The sequence below is a fragment of the Enterobacter sp. FUJ80071 genome, assembly GCF_038739915.1.
Taxonomy (GTDB): Bacteria; Pseudomonadota; Gammaproteobacteria; order Enterobacterales; family Enterobacteriaceae; genus Enterobacter; species Enterobacter kobei.
The window spans coordinates 1574748-1591360 of record NZ_JBBXKH010000001.1 but is presented as its reverse complement, the minus strand read 5'-3'; the positions used below and the strand labels follow the sequence as shown (position 1 = coordinate 1591360).

General features: G+C 55.0%; 15 protein-coding genes. 1 reads left to right on the top strand and 14 read right to left on the bottom strand.

Features of this window, described 5'->3' with window-relative positions:
• Position 1: 1 nt before the first annotated feature.
• Entirely contained in the window at positions 2 to 781 is a 780-nt protein-coding gene (cmoM, locus tag AAER43_RS07560; protein ID WP_014883226.1) for a tRNA uridine 5-oxyacetic acid(34) methyltransferase CmoM, read from the bottom strand.
• Positions 782 to 905: 124 nt separating this feature from the next.
• Between cmoM and elyC the strand changes: the two genes are divergently transcribed.
• Positions 906 to 1685 (top strand): envelope biogenesis factor ElyC, encoded by a 780-nt coding sequence (gene elyC / locus AAER43_RS07555; protein WP_014883225.1) that lies wholly within the window; start codon positions 906 to 908, stop codon positions 1683 to 1685.
• Here the strand turns inward: elyC and AAER43_RS07550 are convergent.
• The 13 genes from AAER43_RS07550 to AAER43_RS07490 all read right to left on the bottom strand — a co-directional run bounded on the left by AAER43_RS07550 (position 1662) and on the right by AAER43_RS07490 (position 16589).
• A complete protein-coding gene (locus AAER43_RS07550; RefSeq protein ID WP_032637067.1) occupies positions 1662 to 2555 on the bottom strand; it encodes a YcbJ family phosphotransferase in 894 nt (297 codons plus the stop codon). The genes elyC and AAER43_RS07550 overlap by 24 nt on opposite strands.
• Before the next feature lie 142 nt (positions 2556 to 2697).
• Positions 2698 to 3444, bottom strand: a complete 747-nt coding sequence (gene kdsB, locus AAER43_RS07545) for a 3-deoxy-manno-octulosonate cytidylyltransferase (RefSeq protein WP_050861617.1) — start codon at positions 3442 to 3444, stop codon at positions 2698 to 2700.
• Positions 3441 to 3623, bottom strand: a complete 183-nt coding sequence (gene ycaR, locus AAER43_RS07540; protein ID WP_006174474.1) for a protein YcaR — start codon at positions 3621 to 3623, stop codon at positions 3441 to 3443. Before ycaR ends, kdsB begins: the two co-directional genes overlap by 4 nt.
• A 45-nt stretch (positions 3624 to 3668) precedes the next feature.
• Positions 3669 to 4898 (bottom strand): winged helix-turn-helix domain-containing protein, encoded by a 1230-nt coding sequence (locus tag AAER43_RS07535; RefSeq protein ID WP_050861616.1) that lies wholly within the window; start codon positions 4896 to 4898, stop codon positions 3669 to 3671.
• 44 nt (positions 4899 to 4942) lie between these two features.
• Complete coding sequence (lpxK, locus tag AAER43_RS07530) at positions 4943 to 5920, bottom strand: tetraacyldisaccharide 4'-kinase (RefSeq protein ID WP_050861615.1); 978 nt, start codon at positions 5918 to 5920, stop codon at positions 4943 to 4945.
• Positions 5917 to 7665 carry a lipid A ABC transporter ATP-binding protein/permease MsbA gene (msbA, locus tag AAER43_RS07525; RefSeq protein WP_014883220.1) on the bottom strand — a complete coding sequence of 583 codons (1749 nt, stop codon included), beginning with the start codon at positions 7663 to 7665 and terminating at the stop codon, positions 5917 to 5919. Before msbA ends, lpxK begins: the two co-directional genes overlap by 4 nt.
• A gap of 36 nt (positions 7666 to 7701) precedes the next feature.
• Complete coding sequence (locus AAER43_RS07520) at positions 7702 to 9966, bottom strand: ComEC family protein (RefSeq protein ID WP_050861614.1); 2265 nt, start codon at positions 9964 to 9966, stop codon at positions 7702 to 7704.
• Positions 9967 to 10180: 214 nt separating this feature from the next.
• Positions 10181 to 10468 carry an integration host factor subunit beta gene (ihfB, locus tag AAER43_RS07515; RefSeq protein WP_008499965.1) on the bottom strand — a complete coding sequence of 96 codons (288 nt, stop codon included), beginning with the start codon at positions 10466 to 10468 and terminating at the stop codon, positions 10181 to 10183.
• Between the two features lie 170 nt (positions 10469 to 10638).
• Complete coding sequence (gene rpsA, locus AAER43_RS07510; RefSeq protein WP_008499966.1) at positions 10639 to 12312, bottom strand: 30S ribosomal protein S1; 1674 nt, start codon at positions 12310 to 12312, stop codon at positions 10639 to 10641.
• Positions 12313 to 12424: 112 nt separating this feature from the next.
• A complete protein-coding gene (gene cmk, locus AAER43_RS07505) occupies positions 12425 to 13108 on the bottom strand; it encodes a (d)CMP kinase (protein ID WP_013097305.1) in 684 nt (227 codons plus the stop codon).
• 185 nt (positions 13109 to 13293) lie between these two features.
• Entirely contained in the window at positions 13294 to 14577 is a 1284-nt protein-coding gene (gene aroA, locus AAER43_RS07500) for a 3-phosphoshikimate 1-carboxyvinyltransferase (protein ID WP_050861613.1), read from the bottom strand.
• A gap of 68 nt (positions 14578 to 14645) precedes the next feature.
• On the bottom strand, positions 14646 to 15734 hold the full coding sequence (serC, locus tag AAER43_RS07495; RefSeq protein WP_023332545.1) for a 3-phosphoserine/phosphohydroxythreonine transaminase: 1089 nt from the start codon (positions 15732 to 15734) through the stop codon (positions 14646 to 14648).
• Between the two features lie 162 nt (positions 15735 to 15896).
• Positions 15897 to 16589: a DUF421 domain-containing protein gene (locus tag AAER43_RS07490; protein ID WP_023332544.1), complete on the bottom strand. Its 693-nt coding sequence runs from the start codon at positions 16587 to 16589 to the stop codon at positions 15897 to 15899.
• Positions 16590 to 16613 lie beyond the last annotated feature (24 nt).

Here is a 16613-nt window from a genome sequence, read left to right as displayed (position 1 = left end):
GTTATCCTTGCATCTGCGGCTTGTGCGCGGTGACGTGAATATAGCGGCCAAGGCTGACAAATGGCTCCTGACGGCAATACCGCGTTTCTAATTCTGTTAAGGTGTCAAAACAGTCACGCTGTTTGTGTTTTTCACGCAGATAATCATGAAACACCCTGACGCCCGTTTTCCCGACAATCTGCCAGCCAATCTCTTCCAGCCAGCCGTAAACCTGCTGCGGATCGCGCGGATAGTCCGGGGAAAGCGTGCGCTTTTTCTTTTTAGGCATCCCGACCTGCACATAGTCAAAGTTACCTGCAACCATGTTGTGCATCAGGAAGCCGTTAGCATTGTAGAACATCAGCGACAGCGTGCCGCCCGGGCGCAACATCGACCACAGGGTTTGTAACACGCTTTGCGGATCGGCCACCCACTCCAGCACCGCATGAAACAATATCAGATCAACCTGGGTTTCCAAATGCTGTGCGATGTCCTGAGCGGCGCATTGTATAAAATGCATGTTGTCGCTCACACCTTTCTCATCTGCAGCACGCGTCGCACGGGCGACCATTTCAGCCGAAAGATCGCAAAGCGTGACGTGATGACCGCGCTCGGCCATTTTTATCGCTGTTTGTCCTTCGCCGCCACCGGCGTCCAGCACGCGCAACGTCTGGTCGCCAAAAGTGGCCAGAATGGTGTCCAGATCCTGCCAGAGGATCGTCTGACGGAGCTGCCCCTTTGTGGTGCCATAAATGTTGCGCGAAAACTTTTCCGCGATGTCATCAAAATTGCGATCCCGCATTGGGAGAGTTCCACTCGCTAACTGCAAAACCGCTATTTTGTCACACCCGCGCGGAGAATGAACCTCTCTGGTGTAATATCACCGGTAATCACCTGCTATATGGTCAAAAAAGGAACCAAAAAGGATGCTTTTTACCCTTAAGAAATACATTGGAGGGATGATGCTTCCCCTTCCGCTGCTGCTCATCATCATCGCGCTGGGGCTGGCGCTGGTGTGGTTCAGCCGCTTTCAGAAAAGTGGCAAAACGCTCATCACGTTCGGCTGGCTTGTCTTACTGCTGCTGAGCCTGCAGCCGGTCGCGGATGGCCTGTTACGCCCCATTGAAGATAAGTACCCGACATGGCAGGGAAATCAGAAAGTGGAATACATCGTGGTGCTGGGCGGTGGATATACCTGGGATCCTGACTGGGCCCCCAGCTCGAATCTGATCAACAACAGCCTGCCACGGCTAAACGAAGGGATTCGCCTGTGGCTGGCGAATCCGGGATCAAAAATGATCTTCACCGGCGCCGCAGCAAAAACGAACCCGGTGAGTACGGCTGAAGCGGGTGCCAGAGTTGCGGAATCCCTCGGCGTACCGCGTTCCGCTATCATCACCCTGGACAGTCCAAAAGATACCGAAGAAGAAGCCGCTGCGGTGAAGCAGGCGATTGGCGATGTTCCATTCTTGCTGGTCACCTCCGCCTCACACCTGCCACGGGCGATGATTTTCTTTGAAAAGCAGGGCCTGCACCCGCTTCCCGCACCGGCAAACCAGATGGCAATCAACGCGCCACTTAACCCATGGGAACGCGTGATCCCCTCCCCGATGTGGCTGATGCATAGCGATCGCGTCGGCTACGAGACGCTCGGCCGTCTCTGGCAGTGGCTGAAAGGTTCCTCAGACGAGCCAGGGCAAGAGTGACTTAGCCGCGAGATCGAAGTTTGCGCGATTGAAACGCCCGGTATTGACCAGTTGCGCGACTTCATCCCAGAGCAGGTACAACCAGCGCCGCCAGAGAAACGCTTCGGCAACGGGCGCACGCTGAAGGTAGTGCCACAGTAACCCTTCTGCCGCCGCGCTGTCGCTGAGCCTGAACAACTCATATTCACGTGGGGCCCACAGCATTATTCCAGGCCCCAACATCGCCAGCAGCTGATCGCTGCGGGAGTCTTTCAGCATACTCCGCAGGGTAAAATTGCCGTGGATCAGCACGCAGTTATCATTAAAACCGTCGAACAGCGCTGGCAAGCATTCACGAGTGCGAAAAAGAATACGTTTGTCCTGCATGGTCAAACCGGTGTTATTGAACTGGTTGAGCGTTCCCCACAGCACTTCCACCCGCTGGCGATACCACAGCGGCCACAGGTTCTCCTGGGTGCTGTCGACCGGCCCCACGAGCCCACGGCTATCCTGGCGATGCCAGGCCAGCAGCGCCTCGACAATCTGGTCTTTCAGCTGCTCCCAGCGTTCCGGCGTGCGCGCGGGTGCTTCAACAGGCACGCCGCGTAAACGCTCTATCAACAGGACATCGGGGCCGGGGTGTTCCTCGTGCGTCATGACGCCGTACACGGTCGGCATTCGGACGGTACCCTCCCGCGCTAGCATCGACATTTTCCAGGCGAGCTGCCTGGCAACACCCGGCGACGTGAAACTTCGCGCCATCAGCGGCATTGGGTTTCCCTGACTGTCATACAACGACCAGAGCGCGGTATCGGCCTTTTCACTCACACACTCGACCCGGCTTAATTTCTCACCCAGCAGATGGCTAAGTTCGGCACGCAGCTGTTCCATATGAGATTACCCTCATTAATGCTACTGCTTTTATAATGAGCGCGCAGAATGAAGATGTCACCCGGTAGAGATCAATCAGGGAAAAGAAAAGCGAAAATTGTGGCGAGAGGACATCCCTCCGAAAGGAGGGATGCAGACGGTATTAACGTAATTCGGCGCGAACGCGCTCAAGATCTTCCGGCGTATCAACGCCCGTTCCTGGTACTTCTTTGGCAACAGCAACGTGAATTTTCTCGCCATACCAGAGCACACGAAGCTGCTCCAGCATTTCGATATGCTCCAGCGGGCTGGGTGCCCAGGTGACATAGCGGCGAATGAAACCGGCACGATAGCCGTAAATCCCCAGGTGGCGCAGGAAGGAATCCCCGATGGTCTCTTTCGAGAGTGCAAAGCGGTCGCGATCCCATGGAATGGTGGCGCGGGAGAAATAGAGCGCATAGCCTTCGGCATCCATCACCACTTTCACCGCATTCGGGTTAAATGCCTCTTCAGCGTGGTGAACAGGCACCGCAAGCGTCGCCATACCCACCTGACGCTGCGCCAGGTTTTCTGCCACCTGACGGATAATAACGGCCGGGATCATCGGCTCGTCGCCCTGCACGTTCACAATGATCGTATCATCGCTGAAACCACATTTCTCAACGACTTCGGCGAGACGCTCGGTGCCGGACTGGTGATCGACGCGGGTCATGCACACTTCACCACCTGCGGCTTCAACCGCACGGGCGACGTCCGGATGATCGGTGGCAACAATCACGCGATCGGCACCGGATTCACGGGCGCGTTCAAGGACGTGCACAATCATTGGCTTGCCGTTGATATCCACCAGCGGTTTACCCGGCAGACGCGTTGAGGCATAACGCGCAGGAATAATGACAACAAAACTCATGGTTTGCTCTCTTCTGCCACCAGGGAACGGGCTTCGTTTTCCAGCAACACCGGAATGCCGTCACGCAGCGGGAAAGCCAGACTGTCCAGCTTGCAAATCAGCTCCTGTTTGTCCTGGCTGTAGTAGAGTTTGCCGTTGCACACCGGGCAGGCAATAATTTCAAGTAAACGGTGATCCATAGTTCCTCCGTATGGGTAATCGCTAAAGCTTAACACATTCCTTTTTCAGGGCGTGTCTGTTTCCCAGCCACTTCGACAGGATATAAATAACCCTTCGGGAACGCGTCCCAGCGTGACGTCGTGAGCCCCCTGCCAGAGGGCGAACTCGCTAATGGCGGACGTTAAGCCCTTCTCCAGACTCGCCGTCACCCTGACCCCCTCTTCCAGATAGAGCGCAATGACTTCAAGCGTGCCGGTTTTGCGGTGCATTTTGGCATCCATGCGCCCGACCAGCCGCCCCTTATGCAGCAGGGGTAAAACAAAATAGCCGTACTGACGCTTTGGTGCCGGGGTATAACACTCCAGCCGGTAGCTGAAATCGAACAACTGTTCGGCGCGTTTTCGGTCCCAGACCACCGGGTCGAAAGGCGACAACACTGCGCTGTGGGTTGCCTGGAGATTTCCGTCCAGCGCCTTGGGCAGCAAAGGAAGGAGATCCGCATGCAGCCACATCTCTCCCAGCGTTTCTACCGTGACGGGAATGACGCACTGTTCGCGTTGCCACATCTCCAGCAGCGGCTTCAGCGCGGGCTGGCGCAGGCGGTAATAATCTGCCAGCCATTGCGGCCGGAAAATGCCCAGACTGCGGGCGCTGTTTTCCAGCATGATGGCCTCGGCAGCCTCCTGGGTAAGCAGGTCACGTTCGTCGTCCCAGTGTGGCATCACGCGCTGGGTCAGGTCATAGACGCGCTGAAAATTACGCCGTTCAATCACCATGACCTGGCCGGAGGTGAATAACCCTTCAAGATGACGTTTGTGCGGTTTCCACTCCCACCAGCCGCTTGTGCCTTTTCGCGGATGTTCAAAATCAGCGGAACGCACTGGCCCCTTTTCCTGAATATGGCCGATCAGTTGCTCTATTTCGGCCGCGTGCTCCTGCATCCACGCCTGTCGGTATTTCCAGCCCATCTTTTCTGGGGCAAGCATGCGGTGACGCACCAGGGCAAAATCGCTGCGGGGCAGGAAACAGGCTTCGTGCGCCCAGTACTCCATGAGCTCCCCTTTGCTGAGCGCCTCATCAAGCCAGTGAGAGGGATAGTGGCCCAGGCGGCTGAACAGCACCAGGTAAGGGCTACGGGCAACAATATTAATGGTGTCGATTTGCAGCAGCGACATGCGCTGGATGGCAGAGAGGATATCGGCAGGCTGTGCGCGGCGACGGGGCTTTTTGAGCAGCCCCTGCGCGGCGAGGTGTAAATGACGTGCAGCTGTAAGCGAGAGTTGCGGTAAAGACATGCGTTTTCCTGTCAGTCAAAGCGCCACCAGAACCGCGTAAGCCCTCACTGCACTAACGCAATCAGTTCCTTGAGCAAGTGTTCCGGCTGCTCGCCGCTGAGTTCAGCGTCAACCGGCAGATACCACCAGTTTTCTTTCGCAAAGGCACGGCATTTCACCGCATCTTTTTCGGTCATAATGAGCGTCTGTCCCGACGCCGTGAGCGCATCAACCTGCTCTGCCACCAGCGCCTGATGGTCAGCCAGTGGAATGCGTTTTTCAAGCCTGGCACCACACTGCTCAAGCGTTGCGAAGAAGCGCGGAGGATGACCAATCCCTGCCATTGCCACCAGCGAAGGCAGCTCAGCAACCGCCCGGCGTTCACCTGTCACCAGGTTTACCGCCAGTCCCGGCAACAGGTGCATAGGGATTTCACCCGCTTTTGCCTCACCACCGTTTACAATCACCGCATCAACGGACTTCAGACGTGAAGCGCGTTCACGCATAGGGCCGGCTGGCAGCCACCATCCGTTACCGAAACGGCGAACCCCGTCGATGACCACAATCTCTTTATCACGCGCCAGCGCGTAATGCTGCAGACCATCGTCAGTGATGATAATTTGTACCGCGTGTTCGGCAAGCAGCGCCTGCACGGCGTCGCTGCGAACCGGGGAGACTGCCACCGGCGCGCCAGTACGCTGGAAAATCAATACCGGTTCATCACCCGCTTCGGCAGTGGTGGTTTTCTCTGCCAGCAGCAGTGGGTACTGCGCCGCTTTACCGCCATACCCACGCGAGACCACACCCGAGCGGATACCGCGTTTTTGCAGCTGTTCCACGAGCCAGATCACCACCGGCGTTTTACCGTTGCCGCCCGCCGTAAGATTGCCCACAACCACAACCGGCACTGGCGCACGCCAGGCCCGCTTGATCCCCAGACGGTAAAGCAGACGAATGATGCCGCTCACTAGGCCGTAAAGCCAGGAGAGCGGCAAAAGCAGCAGCCACAGCGGGGATTCACCGGACCAGATGCGTGCAATCATTCGCCGAACTGCATCTTATGAAGCTGGGCGTATACGCCGCGGTGTTCCAGCAAAGCTGCGTGGCTTCCGCGTTCAACAATGACGCCATCCTCAACCACCACGATCTCATCCGCCTGCTCGATAGTCGACAGACGGTGTGCAATCACCAGTGAGGTACGGTTCTTTTGCAGTTCGTCCAGCGCCGACTGAATAGCGCGTTCAGATTCGGTATCCAGTGCGGACGTCGCTTCATCCAGAATCAGGATTGGGCTGTCACGCAGCAGCGCGCGCGCAATCGCAATACGCTGACGCTGACCACCGGACAGGAGCACGCCATTTTCACCAATGATGGTATCCAGACCGTTATCCATCTTGTTGATAAAGTCCATCGCATAGGCCATGCGTGCGGCATTCTCGATCTGCTCGCGGCTGTACTCGTCAGTGCGCGCATAAGCGATGTTGTTGGCGACCGTATCGTTAAACAGATGCACGTTCTGAGAAACCAGCGCAACCTGGTTACGCAGCGACTGCAGGGTGTACTCCCGCAGGTCGTGACCGTCCAGGAGAATTTCACCTTCGTTGATGTCGTAGAAACGGGTGATGAGGCTGGCAATGGTGGATTTACCTGAGCCAGAACGGCCTACCAGCGCCACCGTTTTACCCGCCGGAATCGTCAGGTTGATATTGCGCAGAGCGGGCGTATCGCGGCCCGGATAGGTGAAGGTCACGTTGTGGAATTCAACATCGCCACGGGCGCGCTCAATCTCGCGTGTACCTTCGTCTTTTTCCTGCTCGGAATCCAGAATGCTAAACAATGTCTGACAAGCCGCCATCCCGCGCTGGAACTGGGCATTCACGTTAGTCAGAGATTTCAGGGGACGCATCAGGGCGATCATCGAGGAGAAGACCACGGTGATGGTACCCGCCGTCAGCGTCTCCATCACGCTTGGGAAGCTTGCCGCATAAAGGACAAACGCCAGCGCCAGCGAGGCAATCAGCTGAATGATCGGGTCAGAGATGGAAGAGGCCGAGACCATTTTCATCCCCTGCAGACGCATTTTGTTGCTGACTTTGTCAAAGCGTTTGGTTTCGACGTCCTGGCCACCGAAAATTAACACCTCTTTGTGTCCTTTCAGCATCTGTTCGGCGCTGGTTGTTACCTGCCCCATCGTATTCTGCATATTTTTACTGATATTGCGGAAACGCTTGGACACAACGCGGATGGCAATGGAGACAACCGGAGCCAAAACGATCAGGATGAGCGACAGCTGCCAGCTGTAATAGAACATCATGATAAACAGGCCGATGATCGACGCCCCTTCACGCACGACGGTAATCAACGCGCTTGAGGAGGAGGACGCAACCTGCTCTGAATCGTAGGTAATACGGGACAGCAGTGTCCCCGTAGACTGCTTGTCAAAGAATGAGACCGGCATGCCCATCATGTGGCTGAACAGACGACGGCGCATGGTCATAACCACTTTCCCGGATACCCAGGAGATGCAGTAGCTGGAGATATAGCTGGTGATACCACGTAAGATCATCAGCCCGATAACCACCAGCGGCATCCATAGCAACACTGAGCGATCCGTTTTACCAAAACCGTCGTCCAGTAACGGTTTAAGGAGCGATAACATAAAAGTATCGCTGGCTGCGTTGAGGATTAACGCTACACCCGCCACGATCAAGCCTGCTTTAAAAGGTGCAATCATCGGCCAGAGTCGGCGGAAGGTTTGCCACGTGGAGAGATCTTTGTCGTTATGCATTCAAAAAACCAGCATTTGTTGAAATAGCCGCATATTCTACCCGTTATCTACGGGCGCGCCAAACCACTGATGATACCAACGTGGTAAAAATTGATCCCGCAAGCGCCGGATTTGCCAGCGATGTTGCGAGAATGTCACCGATATTTGCCCGGAATGGGGGGTATCTTGCCAGATATACCCCTCTTTTCGATAACGTCGGACCACATTCGCCGACGGAAACCGCCAGGCGTTATAGCGGGCTGCTGAATCCAGCGCAATCTTTCCCTCCACCCGTTGTACCAGCGCCACTGACGATGAGGTATTGCTGCCATGATGGGGAACCTGGATTAACGTCGACGTCAGATGTTGCCAGTAATGGCTAAGCATAGCCTGTTCTGCTGGCGCTTCAATGTCTCCCGTCAGCAGAATACTCTGCTCACCATCGTCCACTTTCACCACGCAGGAGCGGTTGTTTCCCCGAGCCGGGTCATTTTCCAGGGGCCAGTGGACGGTGAAGGTTAATCCCTGCCATCTCCAGCTCTGCCCTCGAAAGCAGGGCCGGTGCCCCGCCAGACGTAATGGACTTCTTACCCACATCTTCGGCCATGCTTTTTGCAGCGATGCGAGACCTCCTGCATGGTCAAGATGTTCATGGCTGAGAATCACGCCATCTGGCCGCAGATGGTGCCAGCGCAGCCAGGGGATAATTAACCGCTGTGCGCTATCGCCCCCTGGCCAGGCGAGCCCGGTATCATAGAGAATCGCTTTTCCCTGCCGTTCGATGACCATGGCCAGCCCCTGCCCCACATCCAGCATATGTAGCGTCCAGGCATCACTTTTAGCCGTTCGCCAGAGGGGAAATGCCAGTAACAGACTCCCAGCCAGACACACGGCTGGAACGGTTTTCCAGGCTCGCAAACGCCAGCCGATGATGATAAGCCAGGGCAGTAGCGTCATGTACTGCCAGCGCTGATCCACACTCTGCCAGCCGTCTGGCAAGCGCATCAGTAGCCAGAACAACCCGGCAAGGGACTTATCGGCTGCAAACCAGATGGCACTTTCCATTCCTCCCAGCGGTAACAGATGGAGCAACATACCGAGTAAAATCAGCGGTACGCTGACAAACGTCACTATCGGCACGGCAAAGAGATTAGCGACCAGAGAGGAGATACTGAAGCCGTGGAAAATCAGCACCTGTAACGGCATGAGCAACACCAGCATGCCGACCTGCAGATAGATCAGATTAAGTAGTGGCCGTATGCGTCGGGCCCACTGCCAGCGAGGAAGAGGCAGCCACTGAAACCAGAAAATCAGCGCCGCGACGGCAAATGCGGACAGGAGCAGACTCTCAGAAAGTATGGCTAAGGGATCGCTTATCAGGATTACCGCGACACAGCAACACCATACCTGCCACGGCGACCATTGGCGGGAACCGATTCGCAGCGCCGCCAGCACGGCAAGTGCGATGACCGTTCGTAGTGCAGGAGGTTGCAGACCGGTAAGCCAGGCATAGAAAGCGGCGAAGAACAACCCGGCCAGGAGTGGCATTTGCCAGTGGACCCGGTGGCTGGGGAATATAAACTGGATCGCACGCGCGAGTAACCAGACGAGGGATGCCGCCAGCGTGATATGCAGGCCCGAAATCGCCATCAGATGCAGTGTGCCGGTTTCACGCATCAGGTCTTTTATTTCTCGGGGGACATCCAGACGCTCTCCCATCCCCAGCCCGAGGATAACCGCTCCCCAGCGATAATCAGAAAGTCGGTTTTGCAGCGACATCAGGTATTGCGCTCGCAGGCTGCAGTGTCCATCAACAAGTTCCGCATGGGTGAAGCGCCCGCTCAGCGTTTGGTGTCGGGCAATGGCGCTGCGTTGGGGATCATAGCCTCCGTCGTTCAGCTCGCCGTGTGCAGGTCTTAGCCTGAGCATCATCGCCCAACGCTGGCCAGCACATGCTCTCTGTGGCAAATAATTGCCATACAGCGTTACGCCGGTGGACGCCCACCAGCGCCGGCCGTTTACGGTACGAATCTTTCCCTGATGCTGAGTTGCACCATCAGTGGCGGTGATCTCTACCTCGGCCTGCACGGCTCTCGTGGTTAAATGCTGCATCGGCCAGACGCTCTCCTGCGCGGCCAGAAGGCCCCACGCGCAAAATAACAGCGCGGTCCCCACATACTTCAGGCGCACGTTTTGGCATGTGCCCAGCACCACCCCGCCCGCCAGCATTATCCAGACGGTATAGCGTGATGGCAGTTCAGGTAACCAGAGTAACGGGGCTATCGCCAGAATGGCGCAGATACATAAAGCGGGAATTCCCATTGCTACCTCCCTGTTTCAGGGTGGCAGTATGCTCGTGAGTGATGCGGCTCGTCAGTTGTGAAGAATTGGATTTACAGCAAGCGCAGCAAGGTTTTTAACAGGTTGCAGAAAACGCAGCGGGAAATGAGGGATGCCTTCCAGAAGAAAACGACAGGAACAAAAAAAGCACCCGCAGGTGCTTTCTTTCGAACCCAGTTTAACCGGCTGGCTAAACTCAGTTGCCGTAAATATTGGCGCGATCGCGCAGTTCTTTACCCGGTTTAAAGTGTGGAACGTACTTACCTTCCAGCTCGACTTTATCACCCGTTTTCGGGTTACGCCCGGTGCGTGGAGCACGATAGTGCAGAGAAAAACTACCGAAACCGCGGATTTCAATGCGCTCGCCCTGGGCAAGAGTGGAGGCCATATGCTCCAGCATCTCTTTTACGGCATCTTCCACTGCCTTGGCAGGGATATGCGGTTGCTGACTGGCAAGTCTTTCAATCAATTCTGACTTGGTCATGATTCCTCCGGTTCCTTTCAAACCAATTAGCTGAACAGCTCATTAAACAAGGGCGGCCGTAGCCGCCCTTTGTTATTGATTACAGGACGGATCCTGTAATCTGTCAAGTTTGCTCTTCATCCTTCGCGCTGTAAATGCGTTACAGCTCAAATGATGCTGAGAACCTGATATTACTCGCCTTTAGCTGCTTTGAAAGCTTCAGCCATTGCGTTGTTAGAGAAGTTTGCATCTTCCTGTTTGTTAACAGTTGCGATTGCATCTTTCTCATCAGCTTCGTCTTTAGCACGAACAGACAGGCTGATTGCACGGTTCTTACGGTCAACACCGGTGAACTTAGCTTCAACGTCGTCGCCTACGTTCAGAACCAGAGTGGCATCTTCAACGCGGTCACGGGAAGCTTCAGAAGCGCGCAGGTAACCTTCAACGCCGTCAGCCAGCTCTACGGTTGCGCCTTTAGCGTCAACTGCAGTTACTTTACCGTTTACGATTGCGCCTTTCTTGTTCAGTGCAACCCAGTTGTTGAACGGATCTTCTGCGAGCTGTTTAACGCCCAGAGAGATACGCTCACGCTCTGCGTCAACCTGCAGAACAACTGCAGCGATTTCGTCGCCTTTTTTGTATTCACGAACTGCTTCTTCGCCTGCAACGTTCCAGGAGATGTCAGACAGGTGAACCAGGCCATCGATGCCGCCGTCCAGGCCGATGAAGATACCGAAGTCAGTGATAGACTTGATTTTACCTTCAACACGGTCGCCCTTGTTGTGGGTTTCCGCGAACTGCTGCCATGGGTTGTTTTTGCACTGTTTCAGGCCCAAGGAGATACGACGACGTTCTTCGTCGATATCCAGAACCATCACTTCCACTACATCACCAACGTTAACAACTTTGGATGGGTGGATGTTTTTGTTGGTCCAGTCCATTTCGGAAACGTGCACCAGGCCTTCAACGCCTTCTTCGATTTCAACGAAGCAGCCGTAGTCGGTCAGGTTGGTTACGCGACCAGTCAGTTTAGTACCTTCTGGGTAACGCTTAGCGATAGCTACCCATGGATCTTCGCCCAGCTGTTTCAGGCCGAGGGATACACGAGTACGCTCGCGGTCGAACTTCAGCACTTTAACAGTGATTTCGTCGCCCACGTTCACGATTTCGCTTGGGTGCTTAACGCGTTTCCACGCCATGTCGGTGATGTGCAGCAGGCCATCAACGCCGCCCAGGTCAACGAATGCGCCGTAGTCAGTGAGGTTCTTAACGATACCTTTGACTTCCATGCCTTCCTGCAGGTTTTCCAGCAGCTGATCGCGTTCTGCGCTGTTTTCGGATTCGATAACGGCACGACGGGATACAACAACGTTGTTACGCTTCTGGTCCAGCTTGATGACTTTGAACTCAAGCTCTTTGCCTTCCAGGTGCAGGGTGTCACGGACTGGACGAACGTCTACCAGAGAACCTGGCAGGAACGCACGAATACCATTCAGCTCAACAGTGAAGCCACCTTTAACTTTGCCGTTGATAACACCGACCACAGTTTCAGCTTCTTCGTAAGCTTTTTCCAGGGTGATCCATGCTTCGTGACGTTTAGCTTTCTCACGAGAAAGCAGGGTTTCACCGAAGCCGTCTTCTACTGCGTCCAGCGCAACGTCAACTTCGTCACCAACCTGGATTTCCAGCTCGCCCTGGGCGTTTTTGAACTGCTCTGCCGGGATGGCGGACTCAGATTTCAGACCGGCGTCAACCAGTACTACGTCTTTGTCGATAGCAACAACAACACCACGAACGATGGAACCCGGACGGGTTTCGATTTCTTTTAAGGATTCTTCAAACAGTTGAGCAAAAGATTCAGTCATGTTTAATCTTCAGGTTAATATTAACGTCCACCTGGCTCCGTGCCGGATGGGGTTGTTTCACATACCCGCCGTCAATCCATTGCAGCGGGGGGTACTGCTAAATCGGTCGCGTTTACGCGAGTGCCAGTTTTTGGCGCGCATATTGTAGCGCTTTTTCAATCACTTGCTCAATAGTTAAACTGGTTGAATCCAGAACTAATGCATCTTCTGCAGGAACAAGTGGCGCGACAGCGCGGTTACGATCGCGATCATCGCGCTCTTTTATCTCGGATAAAAGGCGATCAAAGTTAACACTAAACCCCTTCTCCTGCAACTGAAGCATGCGGCGTTGAGCACGTTCTTCTGAAGAGGCGTCAAGGAAAATTTTTACAGGCGCATCAGGGAATACCACGGTGCCCATATCGCGTCCGTCGGCGATCAACCCCGGGGCTTCGCGGAACGCACGCTGGCGACGTAACAGCGCCTCGCGCACACGCGGGAAGGCCGCAACCTGGGAGGCCGCATTCGCCACTTCCTGCGTACGGATTTCACCGCTCACGTCTTCCCCTTCAAGGATCACTTCCAGGTTGCCATCGGTAGACACAAAACGGACATCCAGGTGCGCAGCCAGCGGTACCAGCGCTTCTTCAGAGGCGACATCGACATGATGATGCAGCGCAGCCAGCGCCAGCACGCGATAGATTGCGCCCGAATCTAAAAGATGCCATTGCAATGCTTCCGCCATCGCTTTGCACAGGGTACCTTTCCCTGCGCCACTCGGCCCATCAATGGTGATTACCGGGGCAACTGCCGTCATCTTTTTCTCCTTAAATAAGGCATACCGTTAACATAAACGCCGCGCATTATACGCGCCAACGTGCGCAACTGTTACCTTTGCGTGCAAATTACGGAATGATTGAAGCAGAGTGTAGAAGAAATGAGCGGAAGTGTTCGTCAGGAAGCGTAAGGAAATGCCGCATCGAAGGATGCGGCATAACGCTATCAGGCCAGCGTACTGATGCGCGCCAGCTGCTCGAAGTAGTCCGGGAAGGTTTTCGCCGTACATTTCGGGTCAAGAATGGTCACAGGCGTGTCGGACAGCGCCACCAGCGAGAAGCACATCGCCATACGGTGATCGTTGTAGGTGCCAATTTCTGCGAACTGCAGTTTTGCCGGAGGGGTGACGCGAATGTAGTCTTCGCCCTCTTCCACCTCAGCGCCCACTTTACGCAGCTCGGTCGCCATCGCGTACAGACGGTCAGTCTCTTTCACGCGCCAGTTGTAGATGTTACGCAGCGTGGTGGTGCCTTTGGCAAACAGCGCAGCCGTGGCAATGGTCATCGCCGCATCCGGAATGTGGTTCATGTCCATATCAATGGCATTCAGCTCGCCGCGGGTACAGGAGATGAAATCATCGCCCCATGTGACAGTGGCGCCCATTTTCTCCAGCACGTCGGCAAAACGGATGTCGCCCTGCACGCTGTTGCGGCCAATCCCGGTCACCTTCACGGTGCCGCCTTTGATCGCGCCCGCAGCCAGGAAGTAAGAGGCCGATGATGCATCGCCTTCAACCAGGTAATTGCCCGGAGACTGATACTGCTGCGCCCCACGCACCACAAAACGCTGATAAGACTGGTTTTCCACCTCGACGCCGAAGGTTTTCATCAGGTGCAGCGTGATATCAATGTACGGTCTGGAGACCAGCTCACCTTTAATCGAGATAACCGTATCCTGCGGTGCCAGCGGCGCGGTCATCAGCAGGGCCGTCAGGAACTGGCTGGAAACGCTACCGTCCACCTCGACGTCACCGCCGCTAAAGCCCCCGCGCAGACGCAGTGGCGGATAATTTTCCTGCTCAAGATACTCAATCTGCGCGCCACCCTGACGCAGGGCATCGACCAGATGGCCGATCGGACGCTCTTTCATGCGCGGCTCGCCGGTCAGCACGATGTTATTGCTGCCCAGACACAGCGCCGCCGCCAATGGACGCATCGCGGTACCCGCGTTGCCCAGAAATAGCTCGAGCTCTTCACCCGAACGCAGCGCGCCGCCGTTGCCGGTCATTTCACAGCGGGTACGATCGTCAGAGAGAGTGTAATGAACACCCAACGCTTTCAGCGCATTGAGCATGTGGCGTACGTCATCGCTGTCCAGCAGGTTTGTAAGGACGGTGGTGCCGTTTGCCAGAGCTGCCAGCAGCAGAGCGCGGTTCGAGACACTTTTTGAACCAGGCAGATTGATGGTGCCATCTACCCGCGCGATAGGTTGTAACGTCAGGGATTCCATGAAACTTAACTCTCAACTCAACATAATAAAAACCCCGCAGCAGGGCTACGGGGGTGGAAACAGCGCGATTAACCGTGGCGACGTTCGAAGTCGATCATGAAATCGGTCAGAGCTTTAACCCCTTCCAGCGGCATCGCGTTATAAATAGAGGCGCGCATCCCCCCCACCACACGGTGGCCTTTCAGCGCATGCAGACCTGCCGCGAAGGACTCTTTCAGGAACACGTTGTCCAGGTTGCTGTCTGCCAGCTGGAACGGCACGTTCATGCGGGAGCGGTTAGCTTTCGCCACATCGTTACGGTAGAAATCGCTTTTGTCGATCACGCCGTACAGCAGTTCAGCTTTTTGCTGATTGACCTTGTCCATCTGCGCCACACCGCCGTTTTGCTTCAGCCATTTGAAGACCAGGCCCGAGAGGTACCAGGCAAACGTCGGTGGCGTGTTGAACATGGAGTCGTTATCGTTCAGCACGGTGTAGTCGAGAATCGACGGGCAAGACTTATGCGCTTTACCCAGCAGATCTTCACGTACAATGACGATTGTCAGGCCCGCAGGACCGATATTTTTCTGTGCGCCTGCATAGATAACGCCGTAGCGGCTGACATCAATCGGGGCAGAAAGAATGGTGGAGGAGAAGTCGGCGGCAACCACAACATCGCTGGCGAAGTTTGGCGTCTCGTCGATGGCAATCCCGTCGATAGTTTCGTTCGGGCAGTAGTGGAGATAGGCTGCGTTATCAGAAAGCTGCCATTCGCTCATGGGCTTCACGGCGCGCAGACCGTCAACGGTCACTTTGGCGTCGATAACGTTCGGCGTGCAGTATTTGTGCGCTTCTTTAACGGCACTTGCCGCCCAGTAGCCCGCATCAACGTAGTCAGCCGTCGTTTTATCGCCAAGGATATTCAGCGGTACGCCAGCAAACTGGCCGCGTCCGCCGCCGTGACAGAACAATACTTTGTAGTTCGAGGGAATATTCAGCAGATCGCGAAAATCCTTTTCTGCCTCTTCCGCCACCTGAATAAACTCTTTACCACGGTGGCTGATTTCCATCACCGACGTACCGAGACCGTTCCAGTCACAAAGTTCCTGTTGAGCCTGTTTAAGCACGTCTGCCGGTAACATCGCCGGACCTGAACTGAAATTAAAGACTTGAGCCATTTCCCCTCACCACGCTAAAAGCCATAAGTTATAACTGTGGATATCGGTTTTATCATTCAGTGACACGCGCCGCAATGTCTAAAACTTATGACACGTGAAATGTGGCTCACATCACACAAAACAATCTGCCGCCTCGCCAGGACAAAACCGACAAAATGGCTGTCAGGTGATCCGTTTAGCCCGGCTAACCTTCGTCCATTCTGGATTCGTACAGCGAGGGCATAATTGATGATCGCCTGCCTTCATAACCACCACATGGCTGCATTTTATACAGGCATACTCGCCCGTATCGGGGACGGTTTTGTATCGCTCAATGAGCATATCCGGCAGGATGCATAACCCCGGCTTCACCTCGTCATCATGATAGTAATACACGCTGATTTGACCGTTCGTTTCCATAATGGCCAGACGCACCTGTCCGAGTTGTTCGACGCTGTTCAGACGCAATTCCATAAAAAATTCGAACTCGGTCATATTGGCACTTTGCACATTTTCCCAGGCCAACTGTCCGTCTTCGACAATCACCACAGGCTTCCCTTCCAGCAGATCTTCCAGCTTTTCGCTCTTCGACATCAGCCACATCACAAGGCGGTACAGCAGCGCCAGCGAGACAAAGACGATAAAGACCGGCACCATCGGCACATCGTCATAAAAGGCGACATCCCCCGCCGCTGACCCCAGCGTGAGGATGATTAACACCTCAAAAAGCGACATCTGCCGCACACCGCGACGGCCCGTAATCTTGAGAAACAGAAAGACAAGAACGAAGGTATACAGGCTCCGCAAAGCCACTTCGCCTAAAAACTCGGGGGGAACTTTGTCAAACGCCATCCGCTGGAGATCAAATGCTTTCATTTTTCTATGCCTTAACAGTCAGTT